17 protein-coding genes and 1 tRNA gene are annotated in these 15,405 nt (G+C 42.7%); 9 read left to right on the forward strand and 9 right to left on the reverse strand.

Annotation, left to right across the window (positions count from 1 at the left end; translation table 11 throughout):
* Positions 1-234 precede the first annotated feature (234 nt).
* The 5 genes from RLN88_RS00195 (at position 235) to floA (ending at position 2,314) form a co-directional block, all read left to right on the forward strand.
* Positions 235-594 (forward strand): cupin domain-containing protein, encoded by a 360-nt coding sequence (locus RLN88_RS00195; protein ID WP_350219355.1) that lies wholly within the window; start codon positions 235-237, stop codon positions 592-594.
* Between the two features lie 15 nt (positions 595-609).
* Positions 610-858, forward strand: a complete 249-nt coding sequence (locus RLN88_RS00200) for a hypothetical protein (protein WP_350219356.1) — start codon at positions 610-612, stop codon at positions 856-858.
* Positions 855-1,082, forward strand: a complete 228-nt coding sequence (locus tag RLN88_RS00205; RefSeq protein ID WP_350219357.1) for a hypothetical protein — start codon at positions 855-857, stop codon at positions 1,080-1,082. Before RLN88_RS00200 ends, RLN88_RS00205 begins: the two co-directional genes overlap by 4 nt.
* Before the next feature lie 79 nt (positions 1,083-1,161).
* Positions 1,162-1,347, forward strand: a complete 186-nt coding sequence (locus RLN88_RS00210; protein ID WP_350219358.1) for a hypothetical protein — start codon at positions 1,162-1,164, stop codon at positions 1,345-1,347.
* 73 nt (positions 1,348-1,420) lie between these two features.
* On the forward strand, positions 1,421-2,314 hold the full coding sequence (floA, locus tag RLN88_RS00215; RefSeq protein ID WP_350219359.1) for a flotillin-like protein FloA: 894 nt from the start codon (positions 1,421-1,423) through the stop codon (positions 2,312-2,314).
* Positions 2,315-2,324: 10 nt separating this feature from the next.
* On the opposite strand, the gene RLN88_RS00220 is transcribed toward floA, so the two are convergent.
* From RLN88_RS00220 to RLN88_RS00230, 3 genes are all read right to left on the reverse strand, one after another.
* A complete protein-coding gene (locus tag RLN88_RS00220; protein ID WP_350219360.1) occupies positions 2,325-3,194 on the reverse strand; it encodes a sigma-70 family RNA polymerase sigma factor in 870 nt (289 codons plus the stop codon).
* 213 nt (positions 3,195-3,407) lie between these two features.
* Positions 3,408-3,602, reverse strand: coding sequence for a cold-shock protein (locus RLN88_RS00225; protein WP_350219361.1), 195 nt, complete (start codon positions 3,600-3,602; stop codon positions 3,408-3,410).
* 642 nt (positions 3,603-4,244) lie between these two features.
* Positions 4,245-5,369 (reverse strand): hypothetical protein, encoded by a 1,125-nt coding sequence (locus tag RLN88_RS00230; RefSeq protein ID WP_350219362.1) that lies wholly within the window; start codon positions 5,367-5,369, stop codon positions 4,245-4,247.
* Positions 5,370-5,467: 98 nt separating this feature from the next.
* On the opposite strand from RLN88_RS00230, the gene RLN88_RS00235 reads away from it, so the two are divergent.
* A complete protein-coding gene (locus RLN88_RS00235; protein ID WP_350219363.1) occupies positions 5,468-6,706 on the forward strand; it encodes a DDE-type integrase/transposase/recombinase in 1,239 nt (412 codons plus the stop codon).
* A 198-nt stretch (positions 6,707-6,904) separates the two neighbouring features.
* On the opposite strand, the gene RLN88_RS00240 is transcribed toward RLN88_RS00235, so the two are convergent.
* From RLN88_RS00240 to RLN88_RS00265, 6 genes are all read right to left on the reverse strand, one after another.
* Positions 6,905-7,618, reverse strand: coding sequence for a toxin-antitoxin system YwqK family antitoxin (locus RLN88_RS00240; RefSeq protein WP_350219364.1), 714 nt, complete (start codon positions 7,616-7,618; stop codon positions 6,905-6,907).
* Positions 7,619-7,620: 2 nt separating this feature from the next.
* Positions 7,621-8,922 (reverse strand): RHS repeat protein, encoded by a 1,302-nt coding sequence (locus RLN88_RS00245; protein WP_350219365.1) that lies wholly within the window; start codon positions 8,920-8,922, stop codon positions 7,621-7,623.
* Positions 8,858-9,250, reverse strand: a complete 393-nt coding sequence (locus RLN88_RS00250; RefSeq protein ID WP_350219366.1) for a hypothetical protein — start codon at positions 9,248-9,250, stop codon at positions 8,858-8,860. The genes RLN88_RS00245 and RLN88_RS00250 overlap by 65 nt, the downstream gene beginning before the upstream one ends.
* Positions 9,186-10,115, reverse strand: coding sequence for a hypothetical protein (locus tag RLN88_RS00255; RefSeq protein WP_350219367.1), 930 nt, complete (start codon positions 10,113-10,115; stop codon positions 9,186-9,188). Before RLN88_RS00255 ends, RLN88_RS00250 begins: the two co-directional genes overlap by 65 nt.
* 2 nt (positions 10,116-10,117) lie before the next feature.
* The gene (locus RLN88_RS00260; protein ID WP_350219368.1) at positions 10,118-10,531 is read right to left on the reverse strand and encodes a hypothetical protein; all 414 of its coding nucleotides are present in this window, start codon (positions 10,529-10,531) and stop codon (positions 10,118-10,120) included.
* 218 nt (positions 10,532-10,749) lie between these two features.
* Positions 10,750-10,822: transfer RNA gene (locus RLN88_RS00265), tRNA-Met, on the reverse strand.
* A gap of 61 nt (positions 10,823-10,883) precedes the next feature.
* Between RLN88_RS00265 and era the strand changes: the two genes are divergently transcribed.
* From era to RLN88_RS00280, 3 genes are read left to right on the forward strand one after another with little or no spacing between them, the layout of a single operon-like run.
* A complete protein-coding gene (gene era, locus RLN88_RS00270; protein WP_350219369.1) occupies positions 10,884-11,792 on the forward strand; it encodes a GTPase Era in 909 nt (302 codons plus the stop codon).
* A gap of 18 nt (positions 11,793-11,810) precedes the next feature.
* A complete protein-coding gene (locus RLN88_RS00275; RefSeq protein WP_350219370.1) occupies positions 11,811-13,622 on the forward strand; it encodes a S41 family peptidase in 1,812 nt (603 codons plus the stop codon).
* 55 nt (positions 13,623-13,677) lie between these two features.
* Entirely contained in the window at positions 13,678-15,393 is a 1,716-nt protein-coding gene (locus RLN88_RS00280) for a DUF885 domain-containing protein (protein ID WP_350219371.1), read from the forward strand.
* The last annotated feature ends 12 nt before the right edge of the window (positions 15,394-15,405 follow it).

Here is a 15,405-nt window from a genome sequence, read left to right on the forward strand (position 1 = left end):
ATATATGTAACACTATCAGGTAAAAATGTAACAGGTATGTGCCTGGTCCTACTGAACTTACCCATTGGAACTATTGGTAAGAAATAAAAAAAACAAAATCATGTCAAAAGAAAAAGAAGGTAAGAGTAAGTCAGATAAGACAGCCCCTGCCATGACACTAAAAGAAAAACGAGCGGCTAAAGCAGAGAAACGTAAGGAAAAGAACAGAGAAGAATAAAAACATCAAAGCGTAAAATGAAAGAGGAGAATGCGGCAGAACTGGAAAAAGGAAAAACCTTCATCATCGTTGAGATCATTGAGTATATCCCAAATTCCGTGGTGATCAAAACCATCATCAAAAAAACCACCGGAAATGTGACAGTATCATCTTTTGATTCGGGGGAGGCACTTACGGAAAAAACCTCCCCTTTTGACACCTTCATCCAGGTAATCGATGGCAGGGCTGAGATTGTCATTGATGGTCAGTCACATCAACTTGACACAGGCCAATCGATCATCATCCCGGCCCATTCCCGAAATAGCATAAAAGCCAATGTGCGCTTCAAAATGATCTCCACCATCATCAAAAGTGGATATGAAGAAGTCACTATCTAAATAAAATGAAAAGCTATGAGCAGAGAGTTTGTCCAAAATAAGTACAATCATGGCGATGTGGTTTTTGCCAAGGTGAACCCCATCCGCGCACTGGTCATCAGGCGCTATGTAGACCAGGTATACTACTGCCAGATCCAGAATGATACAAAAAGTAAAGAACTCGTGTACTATGAAAGGGAGCTGGTAGGGAATCCTGAGTTAGAAGCTAAAAATGAAAAGTCTCGAGAGAAGGAGGTGGCAACCACAAACAGAATGCAGACATGAAAAATCAGAAAGAAGCTATCATAGGCGAAGTAAAAGATGTGGTAGAGGAGATCGTGAGATTGAAAGCCATCATAAGAAACCTGAATGAACGAATAATCTCCAGAACTGATAAACACGGCCTGTTATCGTTTCTAAATGCCAAACGAACCAAATTGCTAAATATCTGCACCTCAATCTCGGGACAAGAAGTTGAGATATTAGAAGAAAAAGAGGAAGGTGTATAAAGCGTAGTAGATACCCTTTCATGGGTGGTACGTGTGATAGATTGCGGCATAATTCAAAAACAAATTGGCAAGCTCTGAAATGGAAATAACAAGAAGTTGGAGAGAACAGAAAATCATGCTCAAACAAAGGTTCCTGATCCTTAATGATTCAGATTTTGAATTTGATGAGGGAGAAAGGGAGAGCATGCTAAACAAACTTGCAAAGAAGCTAAAAAAGACCAGGGAAGAGCTGAAACTGGTCTTTGCAGAGCTTCAGACCTATTGAACTTTCAGAAAGTGGCTCCATCAATAAAAATAGCTGTACCTTCCGCCTCTAAACATTTTAATCAATCCAATTTATGCCTGTTCAACTATTGATTGTTATTGGGTTGGTTATAGCCGCTCTCTGGCTCTTGCTATACATTTTTCCTATAAATCTGTGGATCACTGCAGTTTTCTCCGGTGTAAAAGTCAACCTGCTTGATTTGGTGTTTATGCGCTTCAGAAAAGTACCTCCTCAATTAATCGTGAACTCGCTGATACTGGCAGTCAAGGCCGGCATCAAGGATGTAAACTCTCAGCTCCTCGAGACCCATTTTCTGGCCTCCGGAAATATCATGAGTGTAATTAAAGCTCTCATAGTAGCAGATAAAGCAAATCTTAGCCTTACTTTCAAGCAAGCCACCGCTATTGACCTGGCGGGAAGAGACGTGCTGGAGGCGGTTCAGATTTCCGTCACACCCTATATGATTATCGTTCCTTCGATCACCGGTGTTTCCGGCGATGGCATTCAGTTATTGGCTGAAGCCAGGGTAACGGTAAGGACCAACCTAAAGCAATTAGTGGGTGGAGCAGGGGAAGAAACCATAAAAGCACGGGTGGGCCAGGGCATCATCTCCCGCATGGGCGAAGCAACCAACTATCGAATCATCCTTGAAAAACCAGAGGAGATTTCAAAGCATGTCTTAAGGGGAGGCCTGGATGCCGGCACGGTATACGAAATACTATCCATAGATATCGCCGATGTTAACATAGGCAGAAATATCGGTGCGAAGCTTCAAATCGATCAGGCCATGGCAGACCTTGAAATTGCCAATGCCAAAGCGGAAGAGCGCCGGGCCATGGCGGTAGCACTGGAGCAGGAAATGCTGGCAGAAATTCAGAAAGCAAGGGCGCTAGTCATTGAGGCCGAAGCAGAAATCCCGGCAGCTCTTTCAGGAGCTTACCGTAAAGGCCAATTTTTCAAAAATTAGGACTCGCTGATTAGCCCAGATAAGATTTTAACCGGTTAGTCCCCCTCAGGTTTTGCTGTAGTTTTCGCAAAGAACTCTCTTTGATTTGTCGAACCCGCTCCCGGGTTAAATCTAGTTTTATCCCAATATCACTCAATGTCAGGCTTGGCTTATCATTGAGGCCATAAAAAAGAATCAAAACCTCAGATTCCCGAAAGGTCAGACTTTTCAGTGCGCTATTTATGTCTGCTTTTAGCGAATAAGCCATAGAACCGTATTCAGGATTCAGGGCATCATGATTCTGTAGAACATCTATTAAACTGCCCGCCTCTTCGTCATTAAGCGGTGCATCCAAAGAAGCCGGGACGCTACCCACCTTTTTGATTTGAATAACAAAATCTTCCGATACATTAAGCGCAGCGGCTACTTCTTCATCCGTGGGTTCACGCTCATATTTTTGTTCCAATTCTGCAAACGAACGTGTCACTTGATTAAAACTACTCACCCGGTTCATGGGCTGTCTTACCATCCTGGAATCCTGAGAAATGGCAGAAATGATGGACTGGCGTATCCACCATACGGCATAAGAAATGAATTTAAAACCTCTGGTCTCATCAAATCTGCTCGCCGCTTTTATTAGCCCAATATTACCTTCACTTATTAAATCCCCTAAGGTCAGATTATGTATGCCTCGATCATACTGTTTAGCCACAGAGACAACAAATCTTAAATTGGCCCTGGTCAGCTTATCCAGAGCCACTTTGTCACCTTCCCTTATTCGTTTCGCCAGCACCACTTCCTCATCTGCTGTTATTAACGATACCTTGGAAACTTCATGCAGATACTTTTCAAGTGATTGTGTTCTCTTTGTTATCTGAAAGAGGATCTTTAATTGCTTCATTTATGGGTGTCGTTAAAAAAAGACTGCTTGTTTTGCTAGAGTCAGGTAATTCATGGTGAGATGAAGCCTTTGCTAAAAAAATGAAGCATATCCTAAAAAGGTAGTGCTATTAAGGCGAAGGATACTTGCTAAGCTCATGTTAAAAAGTAGCCAGCTCGCAAAAAAACCATCTGTTAAGATGGCTTACTATATAATAATGCTCTGATTCTGAAATCAGCTTACCACTTTCACATTTACGGCATTCATCCCTTTTTTCCCCTTTTCAAGGTCAAATTTCACGCGATCATTTTCATGTATTTCATCGATCAGACCCGACTCATGAACGTAGATATCCTCTCTTGAATCGGTGGGGCTAATAAATCCAAATCCTTTGGACGTATTGAAAAACTTTACTACTCCTTCTTTCATTGTATTTCTATTAAATTGTTTTTATCCGTTTGGATTAAATGCCTTAGTTGCATAGACTCTTTTTGGTAAGTCACGAAAAGCTCAATTAAACTATTCAGTGACCAACACGTGCTCAATGCACTTCAGTGAGGAACTTGTAGGTAGGAATGAAAGAAATCCGAGGAAGTTTTTGATTCTTACGAAGAATAAAGAAAGGCCTCTTAATTCCAGTTCTTGATCAGCCTTACCAAGTTAGCGTGGAAAGATGGGTATTCCTATTAAATGCCATTGTTTAACCCTGAAACAAAAAAGGCAGTCACATTTCTGTAACTGCCTGATTTTCTTAGTAGCGGGGACAGGAGTATTTATGTAATTGATAATCAAATATTTATAATTTTTTAATAAACAAATTAGTACAATTATGAACTTAAAACTTAGTAATTCGTCATTAGAGATGATTCAATGTGATTTTGATGGCAAACCTGAATTATTAGTTGAAAGGTTAGACGATTCTATCCGATATTTTTCAACTAATTCAAATCTACCAGAGGGGAAATATGATCACCTTAGGTATCAGAATTCAATTAATTTCTTATTCATCATGAGAGATTTACTTAAATCTCTGGAGTGAACAGATTCCCCACCACACAAAACAATACCTACTTAACCCACCCCTGGTCTCTTACTAAACTGCACCCCTAGCCTAAACACCCAGGGACGTGCATTCAGCTCGTTGTTTTGATAGTTGAAGTCGTAGAGGATGGTGCTGGTCATACGTACCGGCCCCAAGCTGAAGTCCCTGCCTACTCCTAGCAAATAAGCCGATTGCCAGGTGGCATCCATTGACTGCTCCGAAGAGAATAATGACTTATTGATCTGTCGCTCTACCTCACCCCAAACGTCAAACCCCTTTGGAATATCATATCTCGTAAACATACTGTATCCATGCCCATCTCCTGCAACAGATAAAGTGCTATCATTTCCAAACTGCTCTCTGATTATGAACCCCAATCCTGCCAGCCATTTCTTATTCAGCCAGTAGCCCAGTTGCAGGTTGGAATTAAGAATGAATGGATCAGTGGACATAATGCTTATATTGCCACCGAAATACAGCCGTTTTGCGAAGGGTACATCCTCTAATGAATTTCGTTTGGTTCCTTCCTCCGGGTAGCGGGTATCGGGCAGTTCGCTGTATTTCTTTTTGAGTTTCGTGATATCCATCTGAGCCTCCTTGAATTGCTCCGGATCTACCTTCTTGAATAGTTCCCTGGCTGCCTCTGGCTTGACCAAGTTGGGGTTGGGCTTGGAGGGGATTGCGGTAGTGGCCAACCCATCCATCGGATCCTGAGATTCTCCCAACTCCGCAGGTAGAAATTTTCGAGCCTCATCTTCCAGAATGGCATTTGCCCGTGCCAATGCTACACTGTCCGATTGTTCGGTGGTTAGCCCTTCCCTCAATTCCACTGGGTTCAGGATCAAATCCCTATACTCTGGTGGAAAGTCTGTTTCCTCCAACACCTTTTGTGAAATGGCTAAGGAATCCTCTCTGGAAAAATCTCGCAGATATAGCGAATCTTTCTGCACAGAGTCAAGCTTCATCTGCTCATATCGCTCTTTGTACTCCCACTGTGCCTCTGCCTGTTCTTGTAGTCTCTCAGCTGTTTCCTTTGATTGCCTTGCGCGGTTGATCGCATCTGCGTGCCGACCAGTAGGTGTTGCTTCTACTTTGATCTGGGCCACAATCTCACTAAAGCTAAAAAGCGCGATGAATAGAATTAAAATTCGCACGAGCAAAGATCAGTAAATATGATTATTCCTCTAGTCTAATTTACCCGAAACTGGGTATTGAAATCTTGAGCAACTCATATTTTCCTTTGCGCCCTCATATGAGCAACAGAAGAACATACCACACCGCACTCAAAGATTTGGTTCGGATGGGGTTGTGCCCATCCTATATCTTAGCGCTGATTCCCAGGGCAAATGTTTATCGCTGGAAAAATGAACCTGAAAGCAAGTACTATGGTAGCGATGAGATGAAGATCGAATCCTTTCAATCGCTGCTTATAAGCATTGATAAGCATCCCGGTTTTTTCTTTGCATGTGGCAGGCTACTCTATGCACTGAAAGCCATCTGTGACCAGTCCAGGGATTTCAAAAACCAGCTCTTTCAACAAAAGGAAAAGGTCGTTAAGGCCATTTCATCGACCATCCGCATCATACCACTCAAAAGTGCCATAAGGATCTTCGGGATTTCACGAAACACCTACTACCATTGGAAAACACAATGTGGACTATCGCCCATTAAGCTATGTAAAAAGCGTTTCATTCATCAGCTTACGTCCAATGAAGTAGCAACACTTGAAAAGCTACTGACGGCACCAAAGTTTAGACACTGGGGAATTAGCTCTATTCAGCTTTGGGCCAGAAGAAACGGTATCCTCCATGCATCGCTAAATACCTGGTACAAGTACAACCAAATATTCCGGTGGAGAAGGCTAGAACAGAGGTATCGAAAGGCCATCTATCAACCTTTGCGAGCCTCCTATCCAAATGAATATTGGCATGCGGATGTATCTATTCATCAATGTCTGAATGGTGCAAAAGGCTATATCTACACGATCATGGATAATGCATCACGAAAGATCCTGGCATGGAAAGTAGCCGATCACCTTAGCGGAAAAATGATGAAGGAAGTATTGGAGAAGGCAGCAATCCATCATATGAGCAATCTCTCCCCCAAACTTGTGGTAGATGGTGGCTCTGAAAACTTCAATGCATCCGTTAACCGAATGCTGGAAGAAAATCGAATGACGCGGTTAAGAGCAACGGTGGATATTAAACAATCTAACTCGATGATTGAAGCTGTATTCCGTCAGCTAAAGCATCGGTTTCTACTCAAGCAAAGCATTCATAATCTACCACAACTCAGGGAGCAGGTCGATTTTTTCTTCCTGGATACCAACCAAAATAAGCCGTTGAAAGTATTGAATGGACTGACTCCTGATGAGGCTTATAAGGGAGCCAATTCTGTTGAAGACATGGCCTGGAAAGACGAAGCAAAGCAAGCAGTGAGAAAGAGGATTAAAGAAAACAAAGAACGATGGTGCATCTCATGCACCACATAGCTTTGTCTCTTAATTGAGACAGGTTTGTACTAGTAAATAGTGGGGTATTGCCGGGGTCAGCAGCAGTTCTCGTGTAGGTCATTGCTTCTAAGCCGAAGGGGTAGTAATCCACTGCCTGTATCACATTGGGCACAAGTCGCGCCAACTCTCAATACCCAACGCTGGAAGACTTGCGCCAGATGGGACCTATGTAAACACTTATCTAAATCCTTTTCCAATCCATTCAGCAAAGTATGTATCTTCAGAACTTATATAATCAATTGGAACTTCACATCTGGCATAAATATTACCACTTTCTATCTCACAGACCTCAATAGAAAGATTCTCATATCGTTCAAACATATCCTTGCTTATCATAAAATCAATTTTCATACCAACTTCTTTTGCATAAGAAATCGTGTCCTTTTTGGAATTGCCATATAAGATTATTCCAACTTCAGGATTTTCTAAGTTTGTATGAATAAGACTTGCAATAATTTGCAAAGAATCACCTAAAGGGGCTAACCCAACTTTAGCTCCCGCGAAATATTTAACTATGCGTCCTTCCAAATCATATATTTTAGCATATAGAACCGTGTCACTTACATAGTAAGCATACTCCCATATCTCGCCCCCTTTTTGATAATGCTTCATCACACCATTTCTTTTGCCTCGATTAAAGTTCAAATCATACATAATTTCACCACTACTATAGTATTCTATATGCTTCCCATTTTGGACACCTCTTTCATAATTTGATTTCAAAATTAGATTACCTAAAGAATCATATTCCTTAAGCTCCCCATGCAACTTTCCGTTCAGAAAGAATCCAACCTTTTTTATGCCCTTCTCTACCTTTACAACTTTTTCTGGTTGATTACTAATACACTCTGTTAGAAATGCTAAAAAAAATATTAAAACAGTTTTTCTCATAGTTAGTCTGGCCATTTACTACTTGGTAAATGAAATGATCCATTAGGTGTAACAACTTTATATCCTCTTGGATATATCATATCCATAAGAGTTGAGTCTGGACCTAATCGTATTTCACGTCCCCAGTCATGATACTTTATGGAATCATTCGATGGTGTCAATCCATCCTGAATTAAATCTACATATCTTTCAAAAAACCCCATAAAATACTGCGCTCTATCATATAAATTCGAATTACTCCCTGTTGGATACATTATGGTAAAGTCCTCAATTCCTTCAACATAATCAGCAACCGTATTAAAATAACCCCTACTTCCCGCATATCCAACACTAGAGTTATGCTGAATGACTCCTCCGATTTGTCTATCTACACCTTGAGGTAGCGGCAATGGTCCGAGATCATCCCGCATTTGATCCCTTTGCCAACCAAACATATTTTCCATCGAGGAAGTAAATCCACTCCAAGCGTCATTACCAGTATCTAAGCTCATATTTCTTCCACTCACTGTTACCTGATCCAAAGCTGTAAAACCAGAGTAGGTATCATTGCCATTTGCATCCAATACTGGCATCATTGTGCTTGAATTTACCATCACGTAGGAATTCATGTTTTGATAGACATAATAAGCGTTTGCTGCTTCAGTAGCTGAGCCTGGTCCCCCAAAAATACCCCATGAGTTATGTTGTTCATTGTAATCATGCCCTGTCCAAAATGCAATCTCGGCACCATAAGCAGCCCCCCAACTTCCGTCCATGTATGTCATGCCTCCATTTCCTATTCCATCGTCATGTAAAAAAGAATCAACTACTCTAAAGAAATTTTCCCACCATACATCACATTCTGGACAGTCTCCATTCGGGTCATTCCAGTAAACAGGATCATTATAGGCATACTGATACGGGGTGAGTGAAGTAAATGAACTAGCTAAAGGATCAATCGCCGTAAACCGGCCAATGGCCGGGTCATACAAGCGATAGAACGTTTCATAAAACCCACTGTGTGGGTTCTTCTCTACTCCTCCATTATACAAGTACTTCGTTGGGTCAGCTGCTGTTCGTGTGTAGGTCATTGCTTCTAAGCCGAATGGGTAGTAATCTATCACCTGCACCACATTGGTCTTCGCATGTCTCACCTCAAAATCATCAAAATGCACGTTCACCGCTTCGGAGTTTTCATTGCTTAGATAAGCCAGTAAGTAACCTGCTCTATCTGCAACAATATCCTCTAGCAACACTTCCTCATGTACTCCTACACCCTGTGCACTCGTGCTGATCTGCTGAAAGCCTGCTGTGATGTAGTTCATAGAGAGAACTTAGCTTGTCTCTTAATTGAGACAGGTTTGTACTAGTGAATAGTGGGGTTTTGCTCGGATCAGCAGCAGTCCTTGTATAGGTCATGGCTTCTAAGCCAAACGGATAGTAATCTATCGCCTGAACAACATTCGTCTTCGCGTGACGCACCTCAAAATCATCAAAATGAATGTTCACCGCTTCGGAGTTTTCATTGCTTAGATAAGCCAGTAAGTAACCTGCTCTATCTGCAATGATGTCATTTATTTCCACCTGCTCATGTACTCCTACACCCTGTGCACTCGTGCTGATCTGCTGAAAGCCTGCTGTGATGTAGTTCATAGAGAGAACTTAGCTTGTCTCTTAATTGAGACAGGTTTGTACTAGTGAATAGTGGGGTTTTGCTCAGCAGATTCCAGGTGGTATTAATGGGATAAAAAGGAGCAATTCTTTCATTGAAATATCTAGGAAAAAAAAGGTTCTCAACCTGGAAATCTGTGGTGTCCATGGAAACCGCAAAATTTGCTGCCGATGGAAATCCAAACTCATAGCTATTACCGGCATTATCTACAATCCGAAATGATAATATTGAGCTGCTATCCTGATTAAATTGGGGAGTTATCAAAAGGTCCTGGTATGGCTCGGTTATAATCACATTGTCATTCGTGTAGACAAAAGAACAGCTGATTCCCGGTGCGTTAAGGTGAAAGATATCAGGCTGGGCGTCCATTCCTTCCACAGTGCCATTGACAGAATCCATTTTTCCCAATTGCTCCAGCTTTGCATAGTCGCCTGCTTCATCTGTCCAAGTGGAGTAGTCATCGTCGGCCGTAAATTCCATTTCGCCCACATCTTCAGCGGTAGAGTTGTGAAGCCAACCTACCCGATTGTCATATAGATATATGGAATCTGCAATAACCGTAATAGTGTCTCCTTTGTATTCATCTGGCAATCCTCTTATCTCTCTGTAGATACTGCCTCCCACATTAAACTGCCAGGATAGCCCAAGATCACCTGCCGAGGAATTAACTCTCAAACCATTTGATCCGTAACTGACCCCAATGGGAACATTGAAACTTCCGGTTTGAATGGTATGAATAGGAAGATTTGCCGTAACCGCACCTGTCAAAAGATCAGCATCTACTTGTGAAAAAGATGGAAAACAAAGCGTGCAGGATACTACAACTATTAGATAATATCTGATCATGGCTATTTGGTAAACACTGTGGTCTCTTCCAGTTGATTGAAGGGTATAACCCAATCGATTTTAAGCTCTTGGTTGAGTGAATCGTAGTACCCACCTGTTATCTCGCAACGTCCATAGTCAGTATCAAACTCATCTCCAATCAGGGTACCATTGCAATTGATAGAAAAAGTCAATTCAACTCCTTCCCCAGAGAACTCTCCAAATAGTCCTCCTGTAAAGTCACTTATAACATAGCTTGAATCCTGAATGGAAATTGAGACTTGCGAAGAACCATATTTCCCATGGGATCCATTGATGGTTTCAGCGTCCCATGTTCCGGTTGGAATGGAAACACATTCCTGTGAAGTGGCTTTGTGGGTTATCAGCAGAAAAAGAATAGCTGATAGGTAAGTGGTGATGAGATTGGCGATACTCATAAATCTTAATAAACTTATGTCAAAATCTCAAATAAACCTTAAACCCTAAGTTAATTTTCTAATAAATCACATTAATATGAAACAGTTATTGGGTTAGTGCATTCAATTTTTAGTTCCGACCTAAAAGTGTATAAATAACTAGATAATTGTTTAACCATAGGTTTACCCCTAAAATGAAAAAAGGCAGTCACAAATCGTAACTGCCTGATTTTTCTTAGTAGCGGGGACAGGACTCGAACCTGTGACCTTCGGGTTATGAGCCCGACGAGCTACCAACTGCTCCACCCCGCGATGTGGATGGCAAAAGTAGAAAGAATATACGGATTGCCAAATAATCTTCTGAAAGAAATTTATGGTTTGGGTAGCTTTGCAACGAATGAGCACTACTCCAAACTTCAAGTCGGGGTTCGTCAATATCATTGGGCGGCCGAATGTAGGAAAATCTACCCTGCTAAATGCCCTCATGGGTGAAAAGCTGGCCATCACCAGCAGCAAGGCACAGACTACCCGTCATAGAATGTTCGGGATTCTCACTGAAGAAAATCACCAAATAATTTTTTCAGATACTCCCGGAGCTATTGATCCTGCATACAAGCTACAAGAGAAGATGATGGGGTACGTGCGAACTGCACTGGATGATGCAGATGTCATCCTCTTTATGGTGGCACTGGAAGATAAAAATGAATACCCGGAGCTGATTGAAATGGCGCTCAGGGCCGATGCTCCGGTTATTTTTCTTATCAATAAAACGGATCAGAACAAAGGCTCGCAAACGCTGGATAAAACAACCTACTGGAAAGAATTATATCCGGATCTTGAGATTATGACTATTTCCGCTTTGGAGCAGATCGGGACGAAAGATCTGATGGATCGGATTCTGGAGCTACTCCCCCATCACCCCGCCTATTTTCCTGAAGATGAGCTTACGGACAAAAGCGAGCGTTTCATCTGTGCGGAAATCATTCGTGAGAAAATCTTCCTCAACTACCAACAGGAAATCCCTTACAGCTCTGAAGTGGTGGTGACCTCATTCAAAGAGGAAGACTCCATCATCTACATTGATGCCGAAATCTATGTGGAGCGGGACAGCCAGAAAGGAATCATCATTGGAAAGAAAGCAGAATCCATCAAGAAAGTAGGCATGCAGGCCCGGATGGACATGGAAGAATTCTTTGGGAAGAAAATCCACCTGCAAACCTTCGTGAAGGTGGAGAAGGACTGGCGAAAAGATGACAGAAAATTGACTAAGTTTGGTTACTAACCAACTTGCAAAAATGCCATGCGTCGATTCTCCGTTCTAGCAATAACATTCGTCTTACTGCTCACATCATCTTTTTCACCAAAAGAACCCATCAGGGCAGAAGAGCCATTATCGAAGATTGAGCGGCTCTATCTCACCTGCAAGATTTGGGGGTTTATGAAATATTATCATCCGCTGATAAGCAAAGGATCATTCAATTGGGATGATAAACTGCTCACACTGATCGACAACACCAAAAACATTCAGACCTACGAGGCTTTTTCGGACTATATGGCCAAGTGGATCTATTACCTGGGTCAGATTCCACCATGCCGAACTTGCAACCAAAGAAGCCAATATGAGCCATTTCAGGAAAATTTTGATCTGTCATGGACGCAAAGCAGCAAGTTTTCGGATGAATTTAGAAAGAGCCTGAAAAACATTGAGAACAATAGGTTTCAGGGCGATCACTATTACATTGGGCAGGGTGACTTAGGCCAATTCGAACCAAAAAACGAACCCCAGCAATACGACCTGATCTGGAAGGAGGAAAATCAGCGCCTGATCCCCCTTTTCAGATACTGGAACTACATTGAGTATTTCTATCCATACAAGTACCAGACTGATCAGGATTGGGATGACGTATTAAAAGAGATGATCCCTAAGTTTATAGATGTAAGCACCCAGCTGGATTTTCATCTGGCCATGCTGGAGATGGTGGTGAAAGCAGACGACAGCCATGCGGGGCTAGTCACTCCCGTGCTCGATCAGATGCCCTACTACAATTACCTCCCGGCTAAATTTGAGATGATAGAAGACCAGGCTGTAATCACGGAGATCATTGACAATGAAAAGTCCATTATGGCCGACCTGAAGGTTGGTGACGTCATAAAAAGGGTGAATGGCCAAACGGTGAGGGAGCTGCATGACTCTCACAAAAAATACATTTGGGGATCGAATGGGGCGGTGAAAGACCGGAGCATCTATCACACACTTTTCATGGGACTAAAAGAAGCGCCAAAAGTCACCATCGAACGAAACGGAACCATGCGAACAGATTATTTAACGTTCTACAAATACTCCGATATTTCTTATACTAAGCCCGCTCCAAAACCAAAGTGGTCCTCCCCCACAGATTCTATCGGCTATGTCAATTTGGGTGAACTATCGGTAGGAGACGTGAACCAAATGATGGGTGAGATGATGGATAAAACCGTGATCATTTTTGATGTGAGGAATAACCCAAGAGGCACCTACAAAGCGATTGCCAAATACCTGAACCCCAAAGACACCACATTTGCCATCTATACAAAACCGGACCTAAGCTATCCCGGTAAGTTTGTGTGGAATGGCGAAAACGCTTGCGGTGAGGTAAATGAAGATTATTTCAAGGGGCAGGTGATTTTGTTGGTAAACGAATTGACGCAGGATCACGCCGAATTTACGTGCATGTGCCTGCAAACAGCCCCTAATGTAGTCGTGGTTGGCGGTCAGACTGCCGGCACGGATGGTAAGGACTCCAAGTTCCCGATCTATGATCGCTATTACACCTCAATGACCGGGATGGGCGTGTTTTATGCAAACAAGCAGGAAACACAGCGTGTAGGTATACCCCTCGATGCGGAAGTGGAACGAACCATTGCCGGCATCCGCGAAGGCAGAGATGAGATACTGGAGAAGGCCATGGAGCTAGCTCAGGAAGAAGTAGCCAGAAAAATAGCTGAGGAGATGGCCAGGCAAGCCGCCATACTTGACTCCTTGCGGATGGATTCGCTGAGAATGGTCACCAATCCCCTAATGATGGATTCGGTAAGCACAGACTCGCTGAAAGTTGACGGAGACTGGGACTGACCCATTTCAGAGCTTTGAAGTAACTTGAGAGGGTTATTATTAACTTCTGATTTTTATGAAAAAGATATTCCTGATCCTCTTATGTCTGCCATTTTTTGCCAGCTCTCAGGGAAATGAAACCCTTCAACTTATTTTCAACCAACTTGATAGTCTGGACAATGCCTACCGGATAGAGAATACCATCTGGTGGGGTCAGCATCCTGAAAAATTTACTTATCAAACCGTTGAAAAGCGAATAGAAAAAGCGGAGTATCAGGCTAAGTACCTGGCGGATCTTGAGGCAATCTTAGAAGAACAATTAACCGATCAGGAGCAGATCAACCGATCCATTCGAATTCTCCAACTGAAGGATGAAATTAGTGACATTGAATACAAGACTTATTTAATTCCTTTCAATGCCGAGGGTGGGTTCTTCAATTCCCCTTCATTCTTCCTTTCCCGATTGCCATTTAATGATGAAGACATTGAAGACTACATCAGATGGCTCCCCTCATTTAGCGAGTACATTTCCTACAACCAGAATCTTCTAAGGATGGGGATGAAAGAAAAAATTCAAGCCCCCAAGGTCATTGTCCAAAATATCATTGCCTTGCTGGAACCCTGGACGAGTGACGATATTGCTTCCAATCCATTTTTCATGGCCATAAATAATGAAAGTGTCTCAGCGGATAATAAGGAAAAGGTTAAAAATACAATCAAGACAAAAGTCCTCCCAAGCTATCAGGCGCTTCTTCGCTTTTTGAATGAAAAGTATCTTCCATCATCGCCCGAAAAGGTAGGGATCAGCGAAATCAAAAATGGAAGAGCGTATTACGAAGATCGCATTCGGCATTTCACCACGCTGGATATTTCGCCTGATTCGGTTTACAATATCGGGTTAGCAGAGGTCAGCCGTATCAGAAGTCTGATGGATGAAATCATACAGGAAGTGGAGTTCAAAGGAGATTTTGCGGCATTTCTAAATTTCCTTCGTACAGATCCCCAGTTTTATCCCAAAACAGGTCAGGAGCTCCTCAACAAAGCTGCTTGGCTAAGCAAGAAAGCTGAAGGCCAGCTTCCCAAGCTGTTTTCAAAGCTGTACACCTTGCCATTTACCGTAGAGCCGGTCCCTGATGATATCGCTCCCAAATACACTGGGGGCAGGTATGTTGGTGGCAGCCGTTCGCAAAACAAAGCAGGCATCTACTGGGTGAATACCTACGACCTAAAAAGCCGGACGCTGTATACTTTGCCAGCGCTTACTCTGCATGAGGCAGTGCCAGGGCACCACCTGCAGATTACACTAGCCTCCGAACTGGAGGGACTTCCTGATTTTAGATCGGGGTATTACATCAGTGCGTTCGGTGAAGGCTGGGGATTATATGCTGAGTACCTAGGTGAAGAGATGGGAATGTATGAAACTCCCTACGATCTTTTTGGCAGATATACCTACGAAATGTGGCGTGCGTGCAGGCTGGTAGTGGATGTGGGATTACACTACAAAGGCTGGACCCGGCAGGAAGCCGTAGACTATATGGCTAAAAACACTGCACTCTCCCTTCACGAAGTGAATACCGAAATTGATCGGTACATTGGATGGCCGGGGCAGGCTGTGAGCTACAAAATTGGCGAGCTCACTATCAAGCGGCTTAGGGAAAAAGCCACCAAAGAATTGGGCAACAGGTTTGACATCCAGAAATTTCACGAGGAGATTTTGAAAAATGGATCCGTCCCATTGCCCATCCTGATCGCACAAATTGAAAAATACATATCAGCAGAAAAAGCGAAGTAGCGCTTGCTTTTG

Source organism: Ekhidna sp. (assembly GCF_040223195.1).
GTDB lineage: Bacteria > Bacteroidota > Bacteroidia > Cytophagales > Cyclobacteriaceae > Ekhidna.

Coding starts and splice junctions, on each gene's coding strand:
- RLN88_RS00240 (WP_350219364.1), bottom strand. CDS start 7,618: ATGAGAAAAACTGTTTTAATATTTTTTTTAGCATTTCTAACAGAGTGT.
- RLN88_RS00245 (WP_350219365.1), bottom strand. CDS start 8,922: ATGAACTACATCACAGCAGGCTTTCAGCAGATCAGCACGAGTGCACAG.
- RLN88_RS00220 (WP_350219360.1), bottom strand. CDS start 3,194: ATGAAGCAATTAAAGATCCTCTTTCAGATAACAAAGAGAACACAATCA.
- RLN88_RS00225 (WP_350219361.1), bottom strand. CDS start 3,602: ATGAAAGAAGGAGTAGTAAAGTTTTTCAATACGTCCAAAGGATTTGGA.
- RLN88_RS00255 (WP_350219367.1), bottom strand. CDS start 10,115: ATGATCAGATATTATCTAATAGTTGTAGTATCCTGCACGCTTTGTTTT.
- RLN88_RS00275 (WP_350219370.1), top strand. CDS start 11,811: ATGCGTCGATTCTCCGTTCTAGCAATAACATTCGTCTTACTGCTCACA.
- era (WP_350219369.1), top strand. CDS start 10,884: ATGGTTTGGGTAGCTTTGCAACGAATGAGCACTACTCCAAACTTCAAG.
- RLN88_RS00205 (WP_350219357.1), top strand. CDS start 855: ATGAAAAATCAGAAAGAAGCTATCATAGGCGAAGTAAAAGATGTGGTA.
- RLN88_RS00195 (WP_350219355.1), top strand. CDS start 235: ATGAAAGAGGAGAATGCGGCAGAACTGGAAAAAGGAAAAACCTTCATC.
- RLN88_RS00210 (WP_350219358.1), top strand. CDS start 1,162: ATGGAAATAACAAGAAGTTGGAGAGAACAGAAAATCATGCTCAAACAA.
- floA (WP_350219359.1), top strand. CDS start 1,421: ATGCCTGTTCAACTATTGATTGTTATTGGGTTGGTTATAGCCGCTCTC.
- RLN88_RS00260 (WP_350219368.1), bottom strand. CDS start 10,531: ATGAGTATCGCCAATCTCATCACCACTTACCTATCAGCTATTCTTTTT.
- RLN88_RS00235 (WP_350219363.1), top strand. CDS start 5,468: ATGAGCAACAGAAGAACATACCACACCGCACTCAAAGATTTGGTTCGG.
- RLN88_RS00250 (WP_350219366.1), bottom strand. CDS start 9,250: ATGAACTACATCACAGCAGGCTTTCAGCAGATCAGCACGAGTGCACAG.
- RLN88_RS00280 (WP_350219371.1), top strand. CDS start 13,678: ATGAAAAAGATATTCCTGATCCTCTTATGTCTGCCATTTTTTGCCAGC.
- RLN88_RS00200 (WP_350219356.1), top strand. CDS start 610: ATGAGCAGAGAGTTTGTCCAAAATAAGTACAATCATGGCGATGTGGTT.